The sequence below is a fragment of the Clostridium sp. BSD2780061688st1 H5 genome (genome assembly GCF_005845155.1).
Classification (GTDB): Bacteria; Bacillota; Clostridia; order Lachnospirales; family Lachnospiraceae; genus Claveliimonas; species Claveliimonas intestinigallinarum.
Window position 1 is genome coordinate 43,206 of record NZ_SPGT01000006.1, and the last position, 22,822, is coordinate 66,027.

A 22,822-nucleotide genomic window follows, 5' to 3' on the forward strand; every position below is an offset into this window, starting at 1 on the left:
TTTCACCTACTTTACTCCCCTTTTAAAATGGCCCCGTGTAAAGCCGCCCTCCCACCGGGGCGTTTCCTCTGTGGAAAGCCACTTCCGGAACTGCTCCAGCACCTCTCTTGTCTTCTCCTTGCTCTCCCACGTAAATCCGCACAGGAGAGCCGCCGGCGCCAGAGACTCAATCTCCTCCTTCTGGCCCAAAAGCACAAGAGGGTCTGTGTTATATATCACATTATAACAGTAAAGGCACTCACTGCGCACCATAAATTTCTTGTGGTACCGGTCTGTCATGGATGTCCAGCCCGCCTTCCCGGTACATCCCTTTGTGTGCTTGCGTATGCAGCCGGCGCTGACCATGACCGGGAGATAGCCGTACACAGGCAGGAGCATCCGGCTTTCCTCCAGGCTCTTCAGCTCCTGGGCGTTCAGCTCAAGGGGCGCCTCCAGAAAGCCGGCTCCCAGCTCCTTCCAGAACGCGGCTGCTCTCCGGTTCCAGGCGTAGGCGGAAGCCCCGGTATCCACAGGCTTTGAAAAGCCCGCTCTTTTCAAAAGCAGAAGGTTTTCCAGATTTTTCACCATAGCCCCGTCAAAATCCCGGGCCATAGCCTCCAGATTTCTGCTGTAGAAATCTTCCGCCTCACGGCGGCAGATCTCCGCCATGGAGGCATACACCTCCACCTGACGCTGCCGGGCCTTCGCAAGGAACTCATCCGCCTCTCCCCGGGCCCAGGCTGTATCGGAAAGATAGATCCTTTTCACGGCTGGGAAGGCAAGGGCGGACATGGCCTGCTCTGCGGACATGGCAGAGACAAAGAGGGGAATTTCTCCCAGAGGCCTGTCCTGCCGGGACTTGCCGATGGAGAGAGCCGGTTTATTTGAAAGCCCCGCTGCTGTCCCGCCAGGCCTGCGGAACCTGCCGGTGATGCTGTCACTCAGTTTTTCCAGTCCCGCCCGTCGGAGTGCGTTGAGAGCCTGGAGAGGCAGAAAAACGTCTCCCTCTGTGCAGATCTCCAGATTTTGAAAGACGAATTCTGTATTTCCGGTCTTCCGGAGCTGCTTCAGGATCTGCTCCCTGGCTAAAGGCCTGCTCTGGGCCTCCTGCACTGTGTCTCCTGTGACAGTCACCTCCGTCATCTCTCCGGCAGGGCCGGAAGATAAAGTAAGTGTAGCACTTTTTCCGGGGAAAAGTATTAATTTCCCATTAATTTTTTCCTGCAATTGTCTTTCTCTCCCCTTTTTGGGGGAAGCTTCCCTCTGCGCCTGCGCCGGCTCAGGACGGCTCAGGGACAGCATCTCCCTGCCGTTGTGGCGGGTGTAGTAGCCGTCCGTGTAGCCCCGGCGCGTGTAGGCCTCCATGAGGGCTCTTTTGTCCTCCCGCGACACCCGGAAGCGCTCCCTGTCCCCGTTTAGGGCAGCCCAGAGGTCCGTGTACCTGCGGTACATGGCGGTAACCGTCTCCACGTAGGAGGGCTGCTTCATCCGGCCCTCGATCTTAAAGGACGTGATGCCGGCCCGGATCAGCTCCGGGATCAGTTCGATGGCGCAAAGATCCTTCAGGCTTAAGAGATCCTGCTCCTTCTTTGCCTGCTCCGCCTTCCAGGGGAGACGGCAGGGCTGGGCGCACTGGCCCCGGTTTCCGCTCCGGCCGCCGATCATGCTGCTCATGAGGCAGCGCCCGGAATAGCAGTAGCACAGGGCTCCGTGTACAAAGCACTCGATCTCCAGATCCGTCCCCTCAGCGATCCGGCGTATCTCCCCAAGAGACAGCTCCCTTGCCGGGACCACCCTTGTGACGCCCCTCTCCTCAAGAAAGGATGCGCTGACCGAGCTCGTCACAGTCATCTGGGTGCTGGCATGGATGGGAAGAAGGGGGAATTCTTCTCTTATAAATTCCATCACTCCCATGTCCTGGACAATAACCGCGTCCAGCCCCTGCCGGTAAAAGGGGAGAAGGTAGTGGTAGAGCCGGTCAAATTCTCTCTCCTTGACCAGCGTGTTGACTGTCAGATAGAGCTTTTTCCCGTGGATATGGGCATAGTCAATCCCCTCCATGAGCTCCTCCTGGGTAAAATTGGTGGCAAAGGCCCTGGCTCCAAAGCAGGAGCCTCCCGCGTAGACCGCGTCAGCCCCCGCCCCGAAGGCGCACTTCAGTATGTCCAGAGAACCGGCCGGAGCCAGGATTTCCACAGGCCCGCCCTTCTGCCCGGGTTCTCTTTTTTTCGATCGGTTCGGATGCGTCATAGCTGTCCCTCCTCTCTTTTTATCCGCCATTTAAAAAGGCTGTCCCATGACAGCCTATTTTTTCTGATTGTTCTTCATCTCTGTTTCCAGTTTGACGATCTTCATCTGAAGCTCTCTGTTCTCCTCCTTCATCCGATCCAGAGTCTTCTCCGCGTTCTCCAGTTTAATCTGCACGGAGATGAGCTCGTGCTTCAGATCGTACATCTCTTTGTCCTTTGCCTCGATATCGCTCTCCAGCGTGCCGCCCTGCTTCTTTGCCTTGAAGTAATCATCGGCAATGTTCAGCGCGAGAAGGATGCTCCTGGTCTCGGCGCTCTGCTTGCGGTATCCCTCGCTGTTCGTACACTCTTCCAATTTATGGTTCAGATAGGTGGACACTCTCTGCAGATACTCTTCGCTTTCAAATCCACTCAATGTGAATACCTTGCCCCCTATGAGAACTTCCGTATAATTTTTTGATGATGCCATAAATGACCTCCCGCCCTTTTACGTTTATCCTGCAATTCATTATAAACTATTTACATATAAAAACCAACTATTTTTCGATATTTTCAGGTGAAATTCCCAGATGCTCATAGCTGAGGGCCGTCACCACACGCCCTCTTGGCGTCCGCTGTATAAAGCCGTTCTTCAGGAGATAGGGCTCGTACACATCCTCGATGGTGCCCGCGTCCTCCCCGATGGAGGCAGCCAGTGTGTCAAGGCCCACCGGACCGCCCTGGAACTTCTCGATCATGGTGAGAAGGATGTTCCTGTCAATATGGTCCAGACCGTACTTGTCCACGTCCAGAAGGTCCAGCGCAAAGTCCGCTACCTCCTTTGTGATGACGCCGTCGTATTTCACCTGGGCAAAATCTCTCACCCGCTTGAGAAGCCGGTTGGCAAGACGGGGCGTCCCCCTGGAACGTCTGGCCAGCTCCATGGCTCCCGCCTCATCGATCTCCACCCCCAGCACAGAGGCGGAGTTCATGATAATGGTCTTCAGCTCCGACACCGTGTAAAATTCCAGGTGGTGGACTACCCCGAAGCGGTCCCTCAAGGGGGCGGTCAGCATGCCTGCCCTTGTGGTGGCTCCCACGAGGGTGAATTTGGGGAGGTCCAGGCGGATCGACCTGGCTCCCGCGCCTTTGCCGATGACAATGTCGATGGCGTAGTCCTCCATGGCCGGGTAAAGCACCTCCTCCACCTGCCGGTTCAGTCTGTGGATCTCATCCACAAAAAGCACATCCCCCTCCTGGAGATTGTTCAAAATGGCGGCCATCTCCCCCGGCTTCTCAATGGCCGGTCCGGAGGTGACCTTCAGATGAACGTTCATCTCATTGGCGATAATACCTGCCAGAGTCGTCTTTCCAAGGCCAGGCGGGCCGTAAAAGAGCACGTGGTCCAGCGCCTCCCCCCTGGCCTTGGCAGCCTCGATATAGATCTTCAGTGTGGCCTTTGCCTTCTCCTGGCCAATGTAATCCTTCAAATACTGGGGCCGGAGACTGTTTTCTATCTTAACATCTTCTTCCAGATTTTCTGTTGTGATAATTCTTCGTGTCATGTCTTCTACCTGCTTTTAGAACATCATTAATTTCAGCGCCCTCTTCAGCACGTCCTCCACCTGCATGTCCTCTGTGATCTCCACCTGGCGCACTGCCTTCAGGGCATCTGTATTTCCATAGCCCAGAGCCACAAGAGCCTGCACCGCGTCGTTCTGGATGGATCCGGACAGGACAGCGCCGGTTCCGGCCACGCTGTCTGCCTCCTGGGAATGGTCCAGAGCGTCCTCCAGCTTCAGCTTGTCTTTGAGCTCCAGGATCAGCTTCTCAGCGGTCTTCTTTCCGATGCCGGGCGCGGCTGAGATGGCCTTTACATCGCCGGAGAACACAGCAAAGCGCAGCTCATCCGGCGTGAGCTGCGATAGAATGTTCAGCCCTCCCTTGGGGCCGATGCCGCTGACCCCTATGACGAGCCGGAACACCTCCAGATCGTCTCTTGTGAGGAAACCGAACAGCTGCATGCTGTCCTCCTTCACGCTGAAATAGGTGTGGATCTTTACCTGGCTGCCGACAGAGGGAAGCCGGCCTATGGCGCTGCCGGACATGAAGATACCGTACCCGACGCCTCCGGCCTCCACCACGACCCTGTCCTCTTCCACAGCGGCAAGCTCGCCCCGTATATATGAAATCATATCATCTAACTCCTTTTCATTTCAATGTGATGCCTCTCAGCCTCATCAGCATGGCGTCAGCGGCGATGCCGATGAAAAGTCCTGTGAGCAGTCCGGCCACGAGAAGGACCGGAATATAGTAGGACACGCTGAAGGTCTGGACGACAAACATGGCCACTATGAGCTGCCCCACGTTGTGCATGACGCCGCCGCCGATGCTGACTCCAAGTATGCTGAAGCCGCCGTTCCTTTTCAGAAGGGCCATGACAGTCAGGCTGAGGAGCGCGCCGGCAAGACTGTAGAGGATGCTGAACAAGTTCCCAAAAATAAATCCAGCCAGGACAACTCTTGTTACAGACAAAAGATAAGCCTCTCTGAGGCTCATCTTGTAAAGTGCGATCACTATGATCAGATTGGCAAGTCCCAGCTTCACTCCGGGGATACCGATCTGAAATGGTATCAGGGACTCCACATAGCTGAAAATCAGTGCCAGCGCTGTGAAGACTCCGAAATAGGCAACTCTCGTCTTCAAGGGCAGCACCTCCTAATTCGTGACGGCATCGTATTCGCTCTCCTGCCTGGACTGGATCTCCACGATCACCTTATTTGGCAGACAGATGATGCTCTCGTTGTCCGCGGACACGGCCCTCTGATTCACACAGAGCTGGTCCGGACAATCCGCCTCGATCATCTTGGCCTTTCCGTTCCTGATCCGGAGAATGTTGGTCCCTCCGTTGATGGAGATCTCTCTGTCCTCGCTCAAGGGGTAGGTGCCTTCGATCTCGCCGTTCACGCGGATCACGGCCACACCGCTGCCCGCATCCTTCAGCACCTCGTGGAGAAGCCAGGCTCCCCCCGCCACGAAAAGGATCAGTACGACCAGTATGATATCTTTTATCTTCAGATGTTTTTTCATGATGACTGCTTTCGCTTTCTCTTAAATACTATATCTGCTATTCTACCATATCGTTTTGGGATGTGCAACCACATGTTCGGATGCATGTTCGGGTATGGTAGCAGTTGCGGCCCCTGCCGTGGCTATGGTATAATGATTGCGCAAAAGCGCAATTTGGCGCGATTTTACAGACGAGGTGGAAAATTATGAAATTACGAAAGATACGGTTCCTGGCGGGAGCCGCCGCAGTCTCTGTCTTTTTGGCATCCGGCTGCGCGGCAGTCTCCTCCGGGCCTATGACATACACGGATACCCTTTTTGACAGCGTGATCTCCGTACAGATCTACGACTCAAGAGATCAGGATATTCTGGACGGATGCCAGAAGCTCTGTCAGAAATATGACGTCATGTTCTCCCGGACTAACGGGGAGAGCGAGGTCTCCATGATCAACAGCGCCCAGGGCAACCCGGTGGAGGTGTCCCCGGACACGGCCACCCTGATCAAAAAGGGACTCTACTACGGCAAGCTGTCGAACGGGGCCTTTGACATCACCATCGGCGCTGTGTCCAGTCTGTGGGATTTCAAGTCCGAGGATCCGGCCCCGCCGGACACGGCTGCCATCGCCGCGGCACTGACCCACGTGGACTACAAAAAGGTAGTGGTGGAGGGCAACACCGTCACCCTGCAGGATCCGGCTGCCGCTCTGGATCTGGGCGCCGTTGCCAAGGGATACATAGCCGACAGGCTGAAGGATTACCTGAAGGGGGAAGGTGTCCACCACGCCCTCATCAACCTGGGAGGAAATGTGCTGGCAGTAGGGGACAAGCCGGACGGCTCCCCCTTCCACATCGGCATACAGAAGCCCTTTGACGAGAGCGGTATCCCTCTCACCTCTGTCCGGATCGATGACAAATCCATCGTCACGTCGGGCACCTACCAGCGGTATTTTGAGAAGGACGGCACCCTGTATCACCATATTCTGGATCCAGCTTCCGGGTATCCCTGCAACAACGGCCTGGCCAGCGTGTCCATCATCACGGACTCCTCTCTCACCGCGGATGCACTGAGCACCACCTGCTTTTTGCTGGGGCCGGAGAAAGGGCTGTCCCTTGTCAATCAGCTTGATAATGTGGAGGCTGTGTTCGTGGACACAGACAACCAGATCACCTACTCAAACAATTTCCAGAAATAGAAAAGCCCCTCGTGCGGGGCAGTGAATACAGAAGCTCCCTGCGTGAGAGGCATTATCTTTTGCAGCGTCTCTCACACAGGGGGCTTCTCACATCTGCTGTTCGTCAAAATAGAACAGCTCTTCAAACCTCTTATCCAGAGCGATGCATAGAACAAGCGCCAATTTCGCAGTTGGGTTAAACTGCCCTGTCTCAATAGAGCTGATCGTATTGCGGGATACCCCCACCATTTCCGCCAGCGCTGACTGTGACAGCTTTTTTTCTGCCCGCACTTTTCTTATATTGTTTTTCAGTATCAGCTTATCATTCATCAGAACAGCCCCATACAAAATATATAGAAAAAGCAGGCACACAATATCAGCAGCACGATACCGGCTATGAGAGAATGTTTTTGGTTCAGCTTCAGCCCCTCATAGGCGAATCCCAGGCCAGAAGTGCAAAACAGCAGCGATATGATGTCTGCTGGAGACTCTGTCTGGACTATCTTGATGATCATTATGACTGCCCCTAAGACGATCAGCCCCCATAGTGAGAAGGCATCCCTCTTTAGACGCACCTCTCTCTCTCGTTCATCTCCCAGATAATTGTCTCTTTTGGCTCTTAATAAAATTTTCTCTCTATTCATGGATATAGTCTCCTTATGCCAAGTTTTATTGTCATCAAGAAGTATATCATTGCCAAGTTTACTTGTCAATACTGCTTATGAAAAACGGTCAGCTCTGTGGGGACTGACCGTTTCCTGATTACATACTTTCAAAAATTAATATCCGTATGACGGATAGGCTGTGAAGAGAGCCGCTCCGAAGATGACCATCACGATGATGGAGAGTATAATGATCACCAGCTCAATGACGAGAGCCGCGCGGCAGTAGTTTCTCCTGTTGATGTTGCCGTTCTTCCCAAAGGCCCACACAAAGTAGAGGATGATGCCCGCGCAGGGGATCATCAGGGCCAGGATGGTGAGCACCCAGTCACCCATAGACATGGGGCTTGTGTCCATACCGCCGTACTGCTGCGGGTTGTAGCCGTTTCCGCCGTACTGCTGATTGTAGTTCTGATTATAGTTTGAGTTGTAGTTCTGGTTGTAATTCTGATTATAGCTCTGGCCGTTCTGGTTATAATTCTGGCTGTAATTGTAGTTTTGGTACTGATACTGGCTCTGATCCTGGTACTGGGTCTGCCCATTCTGATTATAGTACCCGCTCTGTCCCTGGCTGCCAGCGCCCTCCGTGCCGCCCGCACCGTTATAGTCTGTGCTGCTGTAGCCTGCATTTGGGTCTGTGTACTGCTGCTCCGGCTGGCTCTGAGAGCTTCCGGCGCCGTCTCCGCTCCCGGAGTATGTATTGTCCTGTCCGTTGTCCGGCTGATTGTTGTAGTTATTATCCATTTGTTCATCCTCCTTGAGAAATATAACAATCTGCGGTTATTTTACCATAATTGTCTGTAAATGACAATCTTTTGGAGGAGATTATCTGAATGATATAGGTAGGGCGCCCTGTCCGGGAAATACCTGTACATGGACACAGCGTAGAAGACAACCATCCCGCAGATGAGGACAGCGCCTGCCCACTTGAGCCACACGGAGAGTCGCCTCCTGCGGCAGAAGTATCTCTGCACAGCGGCGGCAGCCAGCCACAGCAGAATCGGGTAGATAAAAGGCTGCAGCTCCCAGGCATCCGCAAAGCGGAGGGTGAGGACACTGATCCCCGCCCTGGTCAGGCCGCAGGCCGGACAGGGGAAACCTGTCAGACAGGCCACAGGACAGATGCTGCCGAACAGGACATAGAGAAACAGAAAACAGGCGATTATCGAAATAACCGCCCATTTTACATTCCTCATATCCGCCCAGAAAATTTTTATACTGGATCTGATATGTCTTATCATAAATTTTTACAGTATCACTTTCTTCGGACACTTCTCTGCGCACTTTCCGCAGTTTGTACACTTGGAAGGATCGATGTGGGCGATGTTGTCTGTCACCTTGACTGCGTCAAACTCGCAGACTCTCTCGCACATCTTACATCCGATACATCCGACGGAGCACACGGACATGACATCCTTGCCCTTGTCTCTGGAGCTGCACTGCACAAGATGCTTCTGCTCGTAGGGCACAAGCTCGATCAGATGGCGCGGGCAGACAGCCACGCACTTGCCGCAGGCCTTGCAGGCATCCTTGTCCACTACAGCCACGCCGTCCACAACGTGGATGGCGTCAAAGGGACATGCCTGCACGCAGGAGCCCTCTCCCAGACAGCCGAAGGTACAGGCCTTGGGGCCGCCGTTCTGCATCATGTTGATCATGACGCAGTCGTGTAATCCGTTGTAGTTGTATGTCTGCTTTGCCACCTCACAGGTGCCGGCGCATTTGACGAAGGCCACTTCACGAACCTGCTCTCCTGCCTCGACGCCCATGATCTCGCCTACCTTTGCTGCCACCGGAGCGCCGCCCACAGGGCAGGCGTTTACCGGAGCCTCTCCCTTGGAGATGGCCGCCGCCAGTCCGGAGCATCCCGGGTAACCGCAGCCGCCACAGTTGTTGCCCGGCAGCACGCCCAGGATCTGCTCTTCTTTCTCATCAACTTCTACTGCAAACTGCTTGTCCGCAAGTCCGAGGAAAATACCGATGAATAACCCAGTACCGCCTACAATGACTGCAGCCAAGATAATTCCTGTCATACTCATTTTCTTTTCCTCCTATATCAGTCCGGAGAACCCGAAGAATGCGATCGCCATCAGTGTGGATGTGAGAAGGACAATCGGCATCCCCTTAAAGGACTCCGGAATATCATTGTATTCCATTTTCTCTCTGATACCAGCCAGCAGAACGATGGCGATCAGATAGCCGACGCCAGTTGCGAAGCCGTTTACAACACCCTCCAGGATGTTGTAGCCATCCTGCACGTTGTTCAGGGCAACGCCCAGCACGGCGCAGTTGGTCGTGATCAGGGGCAGATAAACGCCCAGCGCATTGTAGAGGGAGGGGACGAACTTTTTAAGGAACATCTCCACGATCTGCACAAGCGCCGCGATGACCAGGATGAACACGATCGTGTTCAGATAGTCAAAGCCCAGCGGATGAAGGATGAACTGGTATAAAAGGCCTGCCACCAAGGAGGCCAGTGTGATAACAAAGATAACGGCTCCGCCCATGCCGACAGCTGTCTCCGTCTTCTTGGAGACACCGAGGAAGGAACAGATACCGAGGAACTGGCTGAGCACCACGTTGCTCACGAGCGCAGAGCCAACTGCAATTAAAATCAAATCTCCCATGGTTTTCCCTCCTATTCTTTATCTTTTCCGGCTGCTGAAGGACATCCGCCGCATGTAGCGCAGTCCGCGCCGCAGCCTGACTGGATCTTGGATGCGTCCTTGCCCTTCTTCTCCATGTTGATCTTCACCTTGTTCTGGAGAGCGGCAAGACCTGCAAGAACGAGGAACGCGCCCGGAGCAAGGATGAAGATGGTAATGGGTGTATAGCCCGCTTTTCCTGTAGCCGCGTCAGCCAGAGGAAGAAGCTGGTATCCAAAAATCTGTCCGGCGCCCAGGATCTCACGGACGATACCGATGGCGATCAGGGCCACTGTAAATCCAAGTCCCATTCCCAGTCCGTCAAAGATAGAGGGAAGCACTTTATTCTTGGAGGCATAGCTCTCAGCGCGGCCCAGGATGATACAGTTTACAACGATCAGAGGAATATAAATTCCAAGTGAATCATAGAGGGCAGGCGTAAAGCCTTCCATCATAAAGTCAACAACTGTTACAAAGGATGCCACGACTACGATAAACGCAGGCATACGGACAGAGTCCGGTATGATCTTTCGCAGCATGGAGATCAGCATGTTGGACATGACAAGCACGAATGTCGTGGAAAGCCCCATGCCGATACCGTTTGTCGCTGAGGTTGTGACAGCAAGTGTGGGACACATGCCGAGCATCAGGACAAAGATAGGATTTTCATCAATAAGACCATTTTTCAGTCTCTCGCCACATTCATTCATCTCAACTACCTCCTAAAACTCATTCTGGAAGTAACCAAGTGCCGCGTTCACCGCACCTGTCACTGCCCTTGATGTAATGGTGGCGCCGCTGATGGCATCGATTGGCTCGCCTTCGCCGCCGTCTTTAGATACATAGAAATGGTCTGTCTGTACACCTACATACTGGCCGTAGAAGGACTCGTTCTGGGCGTTCATTCCAAGACCCGCGGTCTCGCTGATGGACAGGAAGGAAATACCGCTCACCGTGCCGTCCGCTGTGATGCCCACAACAACCTGAATGTCGCCGCCGTATCCCTCGCTGTCTGTGGCAGTGATAACATAGCCGGTGTCGCCGCCGTCCACTGTGCAGACCTCATCGATGGTGGCGTCAATGCCAAGATCAGCGATCACCTGATCCGCCACATCGGTGTCCACATCCGTCTCCTCAAAGGCAGTAAGGTCCGCGTCCGGGAACACAGCCTGCCAGGCCTCTCTCTTGGCATTCTCTTCAGACTGGGCAATGGGATCCTTTGTGACCTCATAGGCCAGTCCCAGAAGAAGTCCGGAAACCAATGTAATTACTGTAAGGATAATTGTATTTTTTATGATCTTGTTCATTATTTCTCTCCTCCTTTGCCAAACGGTTTTGGAAGAGTAACCTTCTCGATCAGCGGAACCAGAAGGTTACTGATGATGATGGCGTAGGAGACGCCCTCAGCAGACCCGCCGAAAATACGGAACAGGCCGGTCAGAACGCCGAGGCAGATGCCGTACAGGTACTGTCCCTTCTTCGTGATGGGGGAGGTGACGTAGTCTGTCGCCATGAACCAGGCGCCCAGCATAAGGCCACCGCCGCACAGGTGGGCTGTCAGGTAGGTGGGATCGAAAAATCCGATCTCCGGATGTGCCACATGGCCGAAAATTCCCACAAAGATCACGAAGGTTACAATGTATGTACCCGGGATGCGCAGATCGATGACTCCCATCAGAATCAGGAAGATCGCACCGATGACGATGGCGATCACGGATGTCTCACCGATGGTTCCCGGAATGGTTCCAATGAGCATGTCCATGGTGTTCACCTGATCCAGCGCCCCGCTCTTTACATAGGAAAGGGGAGTCGGACCTGTGATGCCGTCATAGACGAAGCTTGTCATGGGACCTGTGAAGGAAAGCAGAAGGAAACATCTGGCTCCCAGAGCAGGGTTCATGAAGTTCTGTCCCAGTCCTCCGAAAAGCTGCTTTACGATCAGGATTGCAAATACGCTTCCCAGGGCGCCCATCCACCAGGGGGCTGTGGGCGGCATATTCAATCCAAGGAGCATACCAGTGACAACCGCACTGAAGTCTCCCACTGTGACCTTTTTATGCATCAGTTTCTCATAGATAAATTCTGTAAGCACAGAAGCCGCCGTTGTGCTGACCATCATGATCAGGGCGGGCAGTCCAAAGTTGTACACTCCGAAGAAGGTTGCCGGGAGCAGCGCAATGACTACCATGAGCATGATATTGCCGGAGGTCACCTTGGAACGTATATGTGGTGAAGATGAAATATTAAATGAATTCTCCACGTTTGTTCACCTCTTCCTCTCTAAAATCTTTATTTCTTTTTCTTGCGGTTCGCAAGTGCGATCTTTCTCATAGAACCAATAGACTGCTTCAGCTGGCGCTTTGCAGGACATACATAGCTGCAGCATCCGCACTCCACGCACTCCAGCCCGTTCAGCTTTGTGAACTGCTCCTCATCGTGGTGCTCCGCGTAGTCTGCCAGTCTGGAGGGGATGAGCCTGCTTGGACAGGCGTCTACGCATCTTCCGCAGTTGATACATGCTGTTGGTTCAAATTCTGCCACCGCGTCTCTGGAAAGACAGAGAATGGAGGAAGAAGTCTTTGTGACAGGAGTGTCCAGTGTGAACATGGCAAATCCCATCATGGGGCCGCCTGAGATCACCTTCTTGGGCTCTCCCTTAAATCCGCCGGCTGCCTCCACAAGCTCCGCCTGGTTTGTGCCAAACAGGACCTTGAAGTTGCCCGGCTCGTTCACAGCGTCTCCGCTGACTGTCACAATGCGCTCCATGGAGGGAAGTCCCTTCACGACAGCCTGGTAAATATTGATCATGGTCTCCACGTTGTCCACAACGCAGCCCGCGTCGGCCGGGAGCATAGAGGAATTGATCGCCCTTCCCGTGGTGGCGTAGATGAGCTGGCGCTCAGCGCCCTGCGGATACTTTGTCTTCAGCGCCATCACTTCCATGCGGGGCTCGTCCTTCACAAGCTCCTTTAATTTGGCGATGCAGTCCGGCTTGTTGTCCTCCACCGCGAAAATACCTTTTGCGTTGTCAAACAGTGAAAGAACCACCTTCATGCCGCCCACGAGCAGCTCCGGTGTTTCCATCATTCTGCGGTAGTCCGCTGTTATGTATGGTTCACATTCCGCACAGTTCGCGATCACATAGTCGATCTTCTCCGGCTCCTTCGGTGAGAGCTTCACTCTTGTGGGGAAGCCTGCGCCTCCCATACCTACAACTCCGGCCTCACCGATGGCGTTTAGGATCTCTTCCTTGGTCATATCGGCCAGAGGCTTTACGGGAGCGTACTCAACCTCCTCGTACTCGCCGTCGTTCTCAACGACAATGCAGTTTACCTTGGCCCCTGTGGGGTTGAAATGGGGCTCGATCGCCTTGACTGTACCAGAGACAGAGGCGTAGATGGGGGCAGATACAAATCCGCCGGCCTCCGCGATCTTCTGCCCTTTTAATACATGATCGCCCACTACAACGATGGGAGAAGCCGGGGCGCCAATATGCTGAGAAAGCGGATAAACCAGGTTTCCCTTTGGCTTAACTTCGACAATAGCCTTGTCTTTTGCCAGGCTCTTGCCATCATCCGGGTGGATACCACCCTTAAATGTCAACAATGCCATCTCTTTTTTCCTTCCTTCCTACTATAATCTGTATATACTATACAAGAAAAAACCGGTTTCTTCTAGGTTTTCCGGCGTTTTTTTTGTATATTTCGAAGTACATCTTGTCGCATTTTTAACAATGCTTCACACGAAAAGAAAGAGACTATAACATAGTCTCCATCTTTTAATTCGCTATATAATTTCAAAAGAAATGATATGTCCGGATATATCTATTCCTCTTCAGCCTCTGCCTCAGCCGGAGCCTCCTCAGCCTGCTGTGCGTTCTCGAGAGCCTTCATGCTCAGGCTGATCTTCTTCTCCTCCTCGTTGAGGTCCACGATCTTGGCTGTGATCTCCTGTCCCACTGTCAGGACATCAGACGGCTTGTCGACATGCGCTCTGGAAATCTGTGACACGTGAAGCAGCGCGTCCACACCCGGAGCCAGCTCCACAAAAGCGCCAAAGTCTGTCATGCGGGCAACCCTGCCTGTAATGATCTTTCCTACAGCGTAGTCCTCTGCCGCGTTGGCCCAGGGATTTGTCTCCGGGAACTTCAGGCTGAGGGCAATCTTTGTGTCGTGGATATCCTTTACGAGAACAGTCACCTTCTCGCCAACCTGGAATACCTTCTTCGGGTTCTCCACTCTGCCCCAGGACATCTCGGAGATGTGGAGAAGTCCGTCCACACCGCCCAGATCGATAAAGGCGCCGAAATCTGTCACATTTTTCACAGTACCTTCGATCCTGTCGCCGACCTGTAGCTTCTCGAAAAGTTCCTTCTGCTTCTCTGCCTTTCTGGCAACAAGGAGCTGTCTTCTGTCGCCGATAATGCGGTTTCTTCTCGGATTGAACTCGCTGATGACGAACTCAATCTCCTGATCCTGATATTTGCTCAGGTCTTTCTCATAGGTGTCGGAAACCAGGCTTGCAGGGATAAATACTCTGGCTTCGTCGATCACAACGGAAAGTCCGCCTCCCAGGATCTGAGTAACAGGAGCCTTCAGCACTTCCTTGTTCTCAAATGCCTCTCTGAGACGCTCGTTTCCCTTCTCGGCCGCAAGCCGTTTATAAGTGAGCAGCACCTGACCTTCTCCGTCATTTACTTTTAACACCTTTGCTGTCATGGTATCGCCAGGGGACACAATGGTAGTCAGATCCACGTTCGGCTCGTTTGTGTACTCGCTTCTCGTAATGATGCCATCTGCCTTGTAACCTATATTTAAAATGATCTCATCAGGCTTTACGTCGATGACTGTACCATCTACCACTTCCCCGTTCCGTATTGTCTTAAAAGACTCTTCCAACATCTGTTCAAAAGTTAATTCTGACATTATTTTGAACCTCCTCAATTATTTTATTGGGCGTGGATGCCCCTGCTGTAATACCTACTGTTTCCACGGACCTTAATTGATTCATATCAAAATCGTCAAGTGTCTGTATGTAGTACGTATTGTTACATGCATGATCTGCGCGCTGTCTGCAGTGCGGCAAATCGTATCTAAAACATTTATATCATACCCCTTTTTCGAGATAATTTCAACTAAATCTTTGATTTTATTGTAATTATATGTCGTTTCAAAGTCCCGGCGGGGCTCTAGCGGCAGAGAGCCAGGATGGCGTCCGCCACCTGCCTGATGGTCATGTCCGAGCTGTCCACCAGCACCGCGTCCTCAGCCTGGCGCAGAGGAGAGATCTCCCGGTTCATATCCCGGCTGTCCCGCTCGATGATGTCCTGCTCGATCTGCTCCAGATCGCAGGGGACTCCCCTGGCGGTCAGCTCGTCATATCTTCTCTTCGCCCGGGTCCGGCTGCTGGCTGTCAGGTAGACTTTCACATCCGCGTCCGGCAGGACGCAGGTGCCGATGTCCCGGCCGTCCATGACCACGTTCTGCCTGCGGGCCAGATCCCGCTGCAGGGAGAGAAGCTTCTCTCTCACCTCCGGGATGGCAGAGCTTTTTGAAGCCATATTGCCCACTTCCTCCCGGCGCAGCTGGGAGGTGATATTTTCGCCGTTCAGATAGACCTGCTGCTGTCCCTCCTCATAGCCGATGGAAACCTGGGCGTCCCGGCAGGCCTCCTTGATCTTCTCCGTGTCCTCCGGCTGTATGCCCTTCTTCAGGAAGTGGACCGCCAGCCCCCTGTACATGGCTCCTGTATCCACGTAGATAAATCCCTTCTCTTTGGCCACAAGCCGGGCGATGGTGCTCTTTCCCGCCCCCGCCGGACCGTCGATCGCTATACTGTAACCCATATCTTTGCTCCTTGTCCTGTATATTTTTTCGCCGCATGTTGGCTGTCCGCTTCCGCTTTTAGAGATGTCTGATACTGCCGCCTGCCTTTGTGCATTTTTTCAGGAGAAATTCCTTCAGATCCGCAAGGCTCTTCCCCTTTACGCTCCCTTTTTTCAGAGCGATAAAGCCCTCCTTCTTCCGCTTTTTGTCCGCCACCAGCGCAAGAGTGGTATCGGTCTCGCAGATGCACTCGATCTCCCCGTAGGAGAATTCCTGGGTGACATCCCCTGTCACGCAGGTGAAGCTGTCCTCGTAGAAGCTGACCTTCACAAGGCGCTCCTTCCGGCTGATCTTCTTCAGCTCTGCCCACCGCTTCTTGGCGCCCTCGTAAGCCCTTGTCTTGATGTCCTGGATCTTGAAGGGCCCCCAGGCCTTTGAGTTCCTGTATTTGTAGAGGGCTGTGTACATCTCGTTTACGATCTTAAAAGACTCGCTGTATTCCATATAATATACTGGTTCCATAATATCATTCCTTTTCCTGTAAAAATTCTTTCCTGCTAGGGAATGCTGCTCCCCGCCAGATAGGCGGTGGACCAGGCGATCTGGAGGTTAAAGCCTCCCGTCACCGCGTCCAGATCCAGAACTTCACCGGCAAAATAGAGTCCCTTTATCTTTTTCGACTCCATAGTGGCCGGGTCTATCTCCCGCACCGAGACGCCGCCCTTTGTGATGATGGCCTCGCTCCAGCTCCGCAGGGACACGGCCGTCACGGTCAGATCCTTCAGAAGGCTGACCAGCCCTCTTCTCTCCTCCCTGGAGATGTCGTGGATCTTCTTTTCCGGGGAAATGCCTGACAGCCCCACCACCACGGGGATCAGCTTGGCGGGGAGAAGCTTTCCGAGAGAATTTTTGAACTGCCTGTTCTTCTGCTCTCCGAAATCCCGCAGGATCCTCTGATCCAGCTGCTCCGGGGTCAGAGCCGGCTTCAGATCGATGTGGAAGGAGAGCGGCCCCTTCTCAAGCCGCGGCCCTACCTCGCTGGTAGCGCTAAGTACCACCGGGCCGCTGAGACCGAAATGGGTGAACAGCATTTCCCCGAAATCCCGGTACAGCTCCTTCTTCCCGTCCTTTACCGTCAGCTCTATGTTTCTCAGGGACAGGCCCATCAGGTCTCCCACCCACTTCTCTTTCGCCTCCACCGGCACGAGGGAGGGAACAAGATCCGTGACGCTGTGGCCTGCCTCCCGGGCAAACCGGTAGCCGTCCCCGGTGGAGCCGGTCAGGGGATAGGAAAAGCCTCCGGTGGCGACGATGCAGGCGTCTCCTGTCTCCCGGGTGCCGTCCCCCAGGAGAAGGCCGGCTATCCTTCCCTCCTCTGTCAGAAGCTCCCTCACCTCTGTCCCCAGGTGGAGCCTGACTCCCCATTTGCTCATCTGCCGCTCCAGAGTGCGGATCACATCTGAGGAGTGGTCAGAGGCGGGGAAGACACGACCCCCTCGCTCCGTCTTTACAGGCATACCATTGTCCTGGAAAAAGCGGATCACATCCTGGTTTGTGTGGGTGTAAAAGCTGCTGTAGAGAAATTTCCGATTGCTTTTGACCGCCTGGAGCAGTTCCTCTGTGTCGCAGTCGTTTGTCAGGTTGCAGCGCCCTTTTCCCGTGATAAAAAGCTTTCTGCCGGCTTTGTCATTTTTCTCAAAGACGTGGACCTGATGTCCCGCCCGGGCAGCTGTCACAGCCGCGTACATGCCGGCGGCGCCGGCGCCGATAATCAGAACCTTACTCATCTGCCTCCCCTTTGCCTTCCTTTCTTCCGGGCGTGGAGAGCTCCACCTTGTCGCTCACCTTGTCCAGTTCGTCCCCGCTGTAGACCTGGTACTCGTCCCAGATCTCCTCCAGCATCTCCAGGGTGGAGACCACCTCTTTTTGCTTCTTCATGCACAGGGCTACCACCAGGGCGTTGACAACGCTTAAGGGGGCTACCAGGGAGTCCACGATGGAGGCCATGTCGCTCCTGGCGATCAGGTTGCAGGAGGAGTAGAGGTTCATGGGGGAGTGGATGCTGTCTGTCAGGGTGATGACCTTCGCCTTCCTGTTGCTGGCGAATTCCAGCGCCTTCAGGGTGCGCATGGAGTACCGCGGGAAACTGATGCCGATGATCACATCCTCCTCGCCGATGCGCAGGAGCTGCTCGAAGATCTCGCTGGAGCTGTTGGTGCTCACAGGGGTCACATCCTCGCAGAGCAGATTGAGGTAAAAGCTCAGGAAGCTGGCCAGGGGCGCGCAGCTCCTGATTCCCACCACATACACCTTCCTGGCCTTCAGGATAGTCTCCACCGCCAGCTCGAAGGCCTCATGGTCAATGTTCTCCATGGTGAGCTTGATCTTCTCAATGTCCGACTGAAGGACAGATTCCAGGATCTCCCCCTGGGTGATACGCCCGTAAGTCACCTCCATGCGCTGGATGGAATTCAGCCGGGTGCGCACCATCTCCTCCAGCGCCTTCTGGAAGGCCGGGTAGCCGGAATAGCCCAAAGCGGTGGCAAAGCGGACCACTGTGGACTCGCTGACCCCCACCACCTCGCCCATCTTCGCCGCTGTGAGGAATGCGGCCTTGTCATAGTCTCTGCGGATGTAGTCAGCCAGCTTTTTCTGCCCCTTGCTGAACCTCGCGTATCCGTCATCAATTTTCTGCAGTAATTCGTTGTTTGTTCCCATTTTACAGGTCCCTTTTCTTTATAGTCACAAGAGGACAAAGAACCCCCGGTTCCTGCCCTCTGTGTGTATTCACTGTACTATTATAAATCCTGTCGCTTCCGTCCGCAAGTAGAAATCCTTACTCCTCCGGTACGACGATCAGATCCTTTGTAAAGCTGTTGAGCACCTCGCAGCCGTCCTCTGTGATCAGGACAAGGTCCTCGATGCGCACACCGATGCCCTCCTCCGGCAGATAGATGCCCGGCTCAACGGAAAAGCACTGGCCCGGCTTGATGATATCTGTGTTCACAGATGACACGTCGCCGAACTCGTGGTCCTCCAGACCGATGGAGTGTCCGGTGCGGTGCGTAAAATACTGTCCGTAGCCCTTCTCCTCGATGTAATTTCTCGCGGCAAGGTCCACGTCGCACATCCGGTTGCCCGGCTTTGCAGCCGCGATGCCCCGCAGGTTGGCCTCCAGGACGATGTTGTAGATCTCTCTTGCCCGGTCTGACACCTCTCCGATGAAGACGGTTCTTGTCATGTCGGAAGCGTAGTTGTCCTTGAAACCGCCGATGTCGATGACTACGCAGTCACCCCGTTTGCCCTTTGTATCGTCTGTGGCGTGGTGGGGATCTGCCCCGTTCTTCCCGTAGGCAGTGATGGGATCAAAGGACACGCCCTCACATCCGGCTTCCTTGTAGATCTCCCGCACCTTGTGGTCCAGCTCCATCTCTGTCATTCCCTTTGCCACAAGGGGGATGACCTTCTCCATAACGCCGTCGTTGATCCGGGAGGAGATCCGCATCAGCTCCTGCTCCTCCTCATCCTTGATCATGCGGACCTGGTCAACGATCCAGGAAGCATTGACAAAGCTGCTTCCGCCGCCCAGCTCCTGAAGGCGAAGAAGAAATCTGGCGGGCCAGTTCTTGTCCACGCCCATGACAGCGTCCTTGTCCACGTAGCGGCTCAGGATCTCCACGGCGTCCTCCACGTCATCGTACCACACAAGCTCAACGCCCAGATCCTTCTCCTGGGGGAACAGCTTGTTGATGACCAGCTTGTGGTTCCCCTTTACATTCAGGTACAGAGCCAGCATCCTCTCGCCCGGATGGATCCACTTTCCTGTCAGGTAGAAGATCGCTACCGGATCAGAGATGATCATCTGGGGAATCTTGTTTTCTTCCATTGCCTTTAAAATTTTCTGAGTTCTTCCCTCGTTCATGATATGCACACCTCTCTATATATTTTACACATGCCGGGGAAGCTCCCCGGCAAAATGTCCGCCAAAAACAGTCGGTCTCTTACTTATGATATTACTCCTGCTCCAGCTTGTCCAGCTTGCCGCTGCATGCCCACAGGATCACTCCCAGAACAATGACAACCGCTGCCAGGACGCCGTATCCCATCTGGAAGGGAACGGTCTTCAGGAAGTCGTAGAGCGGCGGATAGATCATCTGTGCAAAGAACACGGCGATGGGCCAGAAGCCAAGAAGAATTCCCATGGCCTTGGCCGGCGCGATCTTTGTGATGAAGGAGTTCCCCAGAGGTGAGAAGATCATCTCGCCCACAGACATGAGAACAGCCACCATGGCGATCCAGACAAGTGAGCACTGGCCGTCTCCTCTGATGATGTCCGCCAGTACCATGACAACAAAGGCAACACCCACAAGGATCATGCCCAGAGCTGTCTTCTTGAACATGCTCATATCGCCCTTCGGACGCTTGGCCATCTTGTCCCACACCACAGCGAACACCGGTCCCAGAATGATGCAGGTGATGGCGTTCATGGAGTCAAACCAGGATGTGGGCACCTGGAAGGAGCCGATCATCCAGTTGGCGTGGTTCAGATAGGAAGCGCCGTCGCCCCATCCAAAGTAGAAATAGGCCGGATAGTAGGCAAGATACCACACCATCCAGAACACAACAGAGAACAGGGTCACAAGGATAACCGCAATGATGCGTTTCCAGTCGCTCTTTGTCAGGGGAGCGCTCTCTGCCTTTTCCGCCTTCGCCTTGTCCACGAACTCTCTCTGATCATGCTTGAAGGGCTTCTTTCCCGCCTCTCCCAGCGCTCTCTGGTTTGCGATGAACCAGATGGCATCGATGAAGAGGAAGATGCCGCAGATCAGGAATACGGTGTTAAAGGGCAGCTTCAGGCCAAAGAGTCCTGAGATGGGAAGCATGGCGATAAAGGTTGTTCCGATAAAGCTTCCGATGTTTACAAAGGAGTACTGGATGGAGAATGCATTGTTCAGCTCCTCCTGGTCGTGGAATAAAAGTCCGTTGATACCGGACAGGTTTCCCTTGAAAAGACCTGTACCGATGGCAACCAGTATGATCATGACCCACACCATAGTGAGGGAGTCAGCCTGCCATGCGCACACATAGCCAAGGCCCATCAGGATCATACCTGCCGGCACGCAGATGCGGGGGCTCAGCCAGTAGTCGGCGATCCATCCGCCCACGATGGGTGTGATGTAGGTTCCGGCCACGAACACGGCGGAGATAAATGTTCCCTCGGAGTCGGTAAGCCCGAGTCCGCCCTGCATTGCCTCTGTGGCGATCCAGATCGCCAGAAGATATTTCATGGTGTAAAATGCCAGACGCTCAAAGGTAAAGCCGAGCGCGCAGACATAGAAACCAAAGGGTTTTTTTCTTTTTGCTGTCTGTTCCATTTTGAAGTTTCCTCTCTACTATTATTTCCTACACGGCTCTTGTGTACTTCTGAAGCCATGCCCGCTCCTCCTCGTCGAGGAAGGGGGAAACCTTCTCGTACACTGCGCTGTGGTAGGTGTTCAGAAGATGTCTCTCCTCTTCTGTCATCATATCCGGCAGGATGGCATCCAGGTCCATCGGGACGAATGTGATGGTCTCAAAATACATGAACTGCCCGTACTCGTTCCGGGTTCCCTTTCGTGTCAGCAGCTCATTTTCCAGTCGGATCCCGTATTCTCCCTCCAGGTAGATGCCCGGCTCGTCTGTGATCACCATGCCATCCTCGAAGGGCTGGATCTCTCCTGCCCGGAACTGCCAGCGGAAGCCTGTCGGCGGTTCGTGTATGTTCAGAAGATAGCCGACCCCGTGGCCCGTCCCGTGGTTAAAGTTCAGGTTCCTGTCCCAGAATGGCTTTCTGGCAAGCATGTCCAGTGTCATCCCGGTAGTGCCGTATAAAAATTTTGCCGATGCAAGCTGAAGGTTGCTGATGGCTGTCAGCGTAAAGTGCTCCTTCATCTTATCTGTCACGTCGCCCAGTGCGTAGGTTCTCGTGATATCGGTAGATCCCTCATAAAAGCCTGCGCCTGTGTCTGTCAGAAGAAAGCTTCCGCCCTCCAGGCGCACGTCTGTCTCCGGCGAGGATGTGTAGTGCACGATGGCCCCGTGCTCGCCAAAGGATACGATGGGTTCAAAACTGGGCCGGATAAAATTCCCCTGCTGTGCCCGCAGTTCATCCAGCTTCTGTGAAGCGCTCAGCTCTGTGATCACCTCTTTGTCGTAGTTCTCCTTGACCCATTTCATAAATTTGACATGGGCAACGCTGTCCTTGAGCTGCGCTTTGCGGATATTGGCAATCTCTGTGGGATTTTTGACTGCCTTGAAAAGGATCTCCGGGTTGCGCATCTCCACTTTTCCCGTCTTGCGGGGAATGTTTTTCCAGAGCGCGTAGTTCAGCCTTGCCGGGTCGATGAGGACAGTTCCGCCTTCGTCCAGCTTCTTCACATCCTCATAGATGTCATTGTAGGGGTGGAAGACAACGCCGTCCTTCTCCAGCTTCTCCCTCAGCTCATCAGAGAATTTGGACGCATCCACATAGAGATCCATCCGGTCCATCCTGATGACTGCGTAGGACAGCACCAGCGGGAAAAATTCGATGTCGTTTCCGCGGATGTTCAGCGTCCAGCATATATCGTCCAGCGTGGTCAGTATATGGCAGTCCGCTCCCGCCTCCTCCATGGATCTGCGGATCCTCTCAAGCTTTGAGCTGCGGTCCTCGCCTGCGTACTGAAGCGCAAGCTCCCACACCGGCTCCTCTGACAGGGCCGGACGGTCTTTCCAGATGTCCGCCGCCAGATCCCTTTCGCAGGAGACAGAGCCCTGCTTGCTCGCGGCAATCTGCTCGTAGAGCTTGCCGTCGCCCAGGGAAACACACCTTCCGTCAAAGGCAATGACGCCCCCCTCGGGAAGACTGGCGCTTAAGAAATGCTCTATGTCAGGCACTCCGGGCTCGCCCATCTTCATGAGTCTGACCGGCGTCCCCTCCAGCTCCTTTGCAGCCTGGATAAAATATCTGCCGTCCGTCCAGAGGTAAGCTTCGTCCGCTGTAAAGACGGCCGTGCCCGCTGATCCGGTAAAGCCAGTGAGAAATTCTCTCATCTTGAAATACTCTCCCACATACTCGCTCTGATGAAAATCAGCCGTGGGCACGATGTAGATATCCACCTTGTTCTGCCGCATGATCTCATGCAGCTTCTGCACTCTCTCGGTTATATCCATGACTTTTTTCGCCTCCATTATTGTGGTTTTGTATAAATGCACTGTCTGTCC

General features: G+C 54.0%; 26 protein-coding genes. 1 reads left to right on the forward strand and 25 read right to left on the reverse strand.

Annotation, left to right across the window (positions count from 1 at the left end; all coding sequences use genetic code 11):
- Positions 1 to 6 precede the first annotated feature (6 nt).
- The 6 genes from FGQ86_RS05425 to FGQ86_RS05450 all read right to left on the reverse strand — a co-directional run bounded on the left by FGQ86_RS05425 (position 7) and on the right by FGQ86_RS05450 (position 5,297).
- Positions 7 to 2,229 (reverse strand): U32 family peptidase, encoded by a 2,223-nt coding sequence (locus FGQ86_RS05425; protein ID WP_138303160.1) that lies wholly within the window; start codon positions 2,227 to 2,229, stop codon positions 7 to 9.
- Between the two features lie 54 nt (positions 2,230 to 2,283).
- Positions 2,284 to 2,697: a cell division protein ZapA gene (zapA, locus tag FGQ86_RS05430; protein WP_033125221.1), complete on the reverse strand. Its 414-nt coding sequence runs from the start codon at positions 2,695 to 2,697 to the stop codon at positions 2,284 to 2,286.
- 67 nt (positions 2,698 to 2,764) lie between these two features.
- Positions 2,765 to 3,772: a Holliday junction branch migration DNA helicase RuvB gene (gene ruvB / locus FGQ86_RS05435; RefSeq protein WP_033125220.1), complete on the reverse strand. Its 1,008-nt coding sequence runs from the start codon at positions 3,770 to 3,772 to the stop codon at positions 2,765 to 2,767.
- A 15-nt stretch (positions 3,773 to 3,787) separates the two neighbouring features.
- Positions 3,788 to 4,402: a Holliday junction branch migration protein RuvA gene (gene ruvA, locus FGQ86_RS05440; RefSeq protein ID WP_138303161.1), complete on the reverse strand. Its 615-nt coding sequence runs from the start codon at positions 4,400 to 4,402 to the stop codon at positions 3,788 to 3,790.
- A gap of 16 nt (positions 4,403 to 4,418) precedes the next feature.
- Positions 4,419 to 4,913, reverse strand: a complete 495-nt coding sequence (locus FGQ86_RS05445; RefSeq protein WP_033125218.1) for a Gx transporter family protein — start codon at positions 4,911 to 4,913, stop codon at positions 4,419 to 4,421.
- 12 nt (positions 4,914 to 4,925) lie between these two features.
- Positions 4,926 to 5,297, reverse strand: coding sequence for a NusG domain II-containing protein (locus tag FGQ86_RS05450; RefSeq protein WP_138303162.1), 372 nt, complete (start codon positions 5,295 to 5,297; stop codon positions 4,926 to 4,928).
- 185 nt (positions 5,298 to 5,482) lie between these two features.
- Between FGQ86_RS05450 and FGQ86_RS05455 the strand changes: the two genes are divergently transcribed.
- Positions 5,483 to 6,469 (forward strand): FAD:protein FMN transferase, encoded by a 987-nt coding sequence (locus FGQ86_RS05455; RefSeq protein WP_138303163.1) that lies wholly within the window; start codon positions 5,483 to 5,485, stop codon positions 6,467 to 6,469.
- Positions 6,470 to 6,556: 87 nt separating this feature from the next.
- On the opposite strand, the gene FGQ86_RS05460 is transcribed toward FGQ86_RS05455, so the two are convergent.
- The 19 genes from FGQ86_RS05460 to FGQ86_RS05550 all read right to left on the reverse strand — a co-directional run bounded on the left by FGQ86_RS05460 (position 6,557) and on the right by FGQ86_RS05550 (position 22,771).
- Positions 6,557 to 6,778, reverse strand: coding sequence for a helix-turn-helix transcriptional regulator (locus FGQ86_RS05460; protein ID WP_138303164.1), 222 nt, complete (start codon positions 6,776 to 6,778; stop codon positions 6,557 to 6,559).
- Complete coding sequence (locus tag FGQ86_RS05465; protein ID WP_138303165.1) at positions 6,778 to 7,092, reverse strand: DUF6442 family protein; 315 nt, start codon at positions 7,090 to 7,092, stop codon at positions 6,778 to 6,780. The genes FGQ86_RS05460 and FGQ86_RS05465 overlap by 1 nt, the downstream gene beginning before the upstream one ends.
- Positions 7,093 to 7,227: 135 nt before the next feature.
- The gene (locus FGQ86_RS05470; RefSeq protein ID WP_081957984.1) at positions 7,228 to 7,854 is read right to left on the reverse strand and encodes a hypothetical protein; all 627 of its coding nucleotides are present in this window, start codon (positions 7,852 to 7,854) and stop codon (positions 7,228 to 7,230) included.
- Positions 7,855 to 7,895: 41 nt separating this feature from the next.
- Positions 7,896 to 8,306, reverse strand: a complete 411-nt coding sequence (locus FGQ86_RS05475) for a DUF2752 domain-containing protein (protein WP_171031515.1) — start codon at positions 8,304 to 8,306, stop codon at positions 7,896 to 7,898.
- 51 nt (positions 8,307 to 8,357) lie between these two features.
- Positions 8,358 to 9,149: an RnfABCDGE type electron transport complex subunit B gene (locus FGQ86_RS05480; protein WP_033125213.1), complete on the reverse strand. Its 792-nt coding sequence runs from the start codon at positions 9,147 to 9,149 to the stop codon at positions 8,358 to 8,360.
- Between the two features lie 12 nt (positions 9,150 to 9,161).
- On the reverse strand, positions 9,162 to 9,737 hold the full coding sequence (locus tag FGQ86_RS05485; protein ID WP_033125212.1) for an RnfABCDGE type electron transport complex subunit A: 576 nt from the start codon (positions 9,735 to 9,737) through the stop codon (positions 9,162 to 9,164).
- Positions 9,738 to 9,748: 11 nt separating this feature from the next.
- Positions 9,749 to 10,465 (reverse strand): electron transport complex subunit E, encoded by a 717-nt coding sequence (locus FGQ86_RS05490; protein ID WP_138303167.1) that lies wholly within the window; start codon positions 10,463 to 10,465, stop codon positions 9,749 to 9,751.
- Between the two features lie 12 nt (positions 10,466 to 10,477).
- Entirely contained in the window at positions 10,478 to 11,062 is a 585-nt protein-coding gene (locus tag FGQ86_RS05495) for an RnfABCDGE type electron transport complex subunit G (protein ID WP_033125210.1), read from the reverse strand.
- A complete protein-coding gene (locus FGQ86_RS05500) occupies positions 11,062 to 12,015 on the reverse strand; it encodes an RnfABCDGE type electron transport complex subunit D (protein WP_033125209.1) in 954 nt (317 codons plus the stop codon). Before FGQ86_RS05500 ends, FGQ86_RS05495 begins: the two co-directional genes overlap by 1 nt.
- Before the next feature lie 29 nt (positions 12,016 to 12,044).
- Positions 12,045 to 13,367 (reverse strand): electron transport complex subunit RsxC, encoded by a 1,323-nt coding sequence (gene rsxC / locus FGQ86_RS05505; protein WP_033125208.1) that lies wholly within the window; start codon positions 13,365 to 13,367, stop codon positions 12,045 to 12,047.
- Between the two features lie 212 nt (positions 13,368 to 13,579).
- Positions 13,580 to 14,680, reverse strand: coding sequence for a 30S ribosomal protein S1 (gene rpsA, locus FGQ86_RS05510; protein WP_033125207.1), 1,101 nt, complete (start codon positions 14,678 to 14,680; stop codon positions 13,580 to 13,582).
- Positions 14,661 to 14,765: a hypothetical protein gene (locus FGQ86_RS16670; protein ID WP_347562479.1), complete on the reverse strand. Its 105-nt coding sequence runs from the start codon at positions 14,763 to 14,765 to the stop codon at positions 14,661 to 14,663. The genes rpsA and FGQ86_RS16670 overlap by 20 nt, the downstream gene beginning before the upstream one ends.
- A gap of 178 nt (positions 14,766 to 14,943) precedes the next feature.
- Entirely contained in the window at positions 14,944 to 15,600 is a 657-nt protein-coding gene (cmk, locus tag FGQ86_RS05520) for a (d)CMP kinase (RefSeq protein WP_033125206.1), read from the reverse strand.
- A 58-nt stretch (positions 15,601 to 15,658) separates the two neighbouring features.
- Positions 15,659 to 16,102 carry a YcxB family protein gene (locus FGQ86_RS05525; RefSeq protein ID WP_138303168.1) on the reverse strand — a complete coding sequence of 148 codons (444 nt, stop codon included), beginning with the start codon at positions 16,100 to 16,102 and terminating at the stop codon, positions 15,659 to 15,661.
- A 35-nt stretch (positions 16,103 to 16,137) separates the two neighbouring features.
- Positions 16,138 to 17,367, reverse strand: a complete 1,230-nt coding sequence (locus tag FGQ86_RS05530) for an NAD(P)/FAD-dependent oxidoreductase (protein WP_033125204.1) — start codon at positions 17,365 to 17,367, stop codon at positions 16,138 to 16,140.
- A complete protein-coding gene (locus FGQ86_RS05535; RefSeq protein ID WP_033125203.1) occupies positions 17,360 to 18,298 on the reverse strand; it encodes a MurR/RpiR family transcriptional regulator in 939 nt (312 codons plus the stop codon). Before FGQ86_RS05535 ends, FGQ86_RS05530 begins: the two co-directional genes overlap by 8 nt.
- A 118-nt stretch (positions 18,299 to 18,416) precedes the next feature.
- Positions 18,417 to 19,502, reverse strand: a complete 1,086-nt coding sequence (locus FGQ86_RS05540; protein WP_033125202.1) for a Xaa-Pro peptidase family protein — start codon at positions 19,500 to 19,502, stop codon at positions 18,417 to 18,419.
- 91 nt (positions 19,503 to 19,593) lie between these two features.
- Entirely contained in the window at positions 19,594 to 20,955 is a 1,362-nt protein-coding gene (locus FGQ86_RS05545; protein WP_033125201.1) for a peptide MFS transporter, read from the reverse strand.
- Positions 20,956 to 20,983: 28 nt separating this feature from the next.
- Entirely contained in the window at positions 20,984 to 22,771 is a 1,788-nt protein-coding gene (locus tag FGQ86_RS05550) for an aminopeptidase P family N-terminal domain-containing protein (RefSeq protein ID WP_138303169.1), read from the reverse strand.
- Positions 22,772 to 22,822 lie beyond the last annotated feature (51 nt).

Excerpts from the sequence above, each read along its gene's own strand:
- FGQ86_RS05425 (WP_138303160.1), bottom strand. The coding sequence starts at position 2,229 with ATGACGCATCCGAACCGATCGAAAAAAAGAGAACCCGGGCAGAAGGGC.
- zapA (WP_033125221.1), bottom strand. The coding sequence starts at position 2,697 with ATGGCATCATCAAAAAATTATACGGAAGTTCTCATAGGGGGCAAGGTA.
- ruvB (WP_033125220.1), bottom strand. The coding sequence starts at position 3,772 with ATGACACGAAGAATTATCACAACAGAAAATCTGGAAGAAGATGTTAAG.
- ruvA (WP_138303161.1), bottom strand. The coding sequence starts at position 4,402 with ATGATTTCATATATACGGGGCGAGCTTGCCGCTGTGGAAGAGGACAGG.
- FGQ86_RS05450 (WP_138303162.1), bottom strand. The coding sequence starts at position 5,297 with ATGAAAAAACATCTGAAGATAAAAGATATCATACTGGTCGTACTGATC.
- FGQ86_RS05455 (WP_138303163.1), top strand. The coding sequence starts at position 5,483 with ATGAAATTACGAAAGATACGGTTCCTGGCGGGAGCCGCCGCAGTCTCT.
- FGQ86_RS05460 (WP_138303164.1), bottom strand. The coding sequence starts at position 6,778 with ATGAATGATAAGCTGATACTGAAAAACAATATAAGAAAAGTGCGGGCA.
- FGQ86_RS05465 (WP_138303165.1), bottom strand. The coding sequence starts at position 7,092 with ATGAATAGAGAGAAAATTTTATTAAGAGCCAAAAGAGACAATTATCTG.
- FGQ86_RS05470 (WP_081957984.1), bottom strand. The coding sequence starts at position 7,854 with ATGGATAATAACTACAACAATCAGCCGGACAACGGACAGGACAATACA.
- FGQ86_RS05475 (WP_171031515.1), bottom strand. The coding sequence starts at position 8,306 with ATGAGGAATGTAAAATGGGCGGTTATTTCGATAATCGCCTGTTTTCTG.
- FGQ86_RS05480 (WP_033125213.1), bottom strand. The coding sequence starts at position 9,149 with ATGAGTATGACAGGAATTATCTTGGCTGCAGTCATTGTAGGCGGTACT.
- FGQ86_RS05485 (WP_033125212.1), bottom strand. The coding sequence starts at position 9,737 with ATGGGAGATTTGATTTTAATTGCAGTTGGCTCTGCGCTCGTGAGCAAC.
- FGQ86_RS05490 (WP_138303167.1), bottom strand. The coding sequence starts at position 10,465 with ATGAATGAATGTGGCGAGAGACTGAAAAATGGTCTTATTGATGAAAAT.
- FGQ86_RS05495 (WP_033125210.1), bottom strand. The coding sequence starts at position 11,062 with ATGAACAAGATCATAAAAAATACAATTATCCTTACAGTAATTACATTG.
- rsxC (WP_033125208.1), bottom strand. The coding sequence starts at position 13,367 with ATGGCATTGTTGACATTTAAGGGTGGTATCCACCCGGATGATGGCAAG.
- rpsA (WP_033125207.1), bottom strand. The coding sequence starts at position 14,680 with ATGTCAGAATTAACTTTTGAACAGATGTTGGAAGAGTCTTTTAAGACA.
- FGQ86_RS16670 (WP_347562479.1), bottom strand. The coding sequence starts at position 14,765 with ATGAATCAATTAAGGTCCGTGGAAACAGTAGGTATTACAGCAGGGGCA.
- cmk (WP_033125206.1), bottom strand. The coding sequence starts at position 15,600 with ATGGGTTACAGTATAGCGATCGACGGTCCGGCGGGGGCGGGAAAGAGC.
- FGQ86_RS05525 (WP_138303168.1), bottom strand. The coding sequence starts at position 16,102 with ATGGAACCAGTATATTATATGGAATACAGCGAGTCTTTTAAGATCGTA.
- FGQ86_RS05530 (WP_033125204.1), bottom strand. The coding sequence starts at position 17,367 with ATGAGTAAGGTTCTGATTATCGGCGCCGGCGCCGCCGGCATGTACGCG.
- FGQ86_RS05535 (WP_033125203.1), bottom strand. The coding sequence starts at position 18,298 with ATGGGAACAAACAACGAATTACTGCAGAAAATTGATGACGGATACGCG.
- FGQ86_RS05540 (WP_033125202.1), bottom strand. The coding sequence starts at position 19,502 with ATGAACGAGGGAAGAACTCAGAAAATTTTAAAGGCAATGGAAGAAAAC.
- FGQ86_RS05545 (WP_033125201.1), bottom strand. The coding sequence starts at position 20,955 with ATGGAACAGACAGCAAAAAGAAAAAAACCCTTTGGTTTCTATGTCTGC.
- FGQ86_RS05550 (WP_138303169.1), bottom strand. The coding sequence starts at position 22,771 with ATGGATATAACCGAGAGAGTGCAGAAGCTGCATGAGATCATGCGGCAG.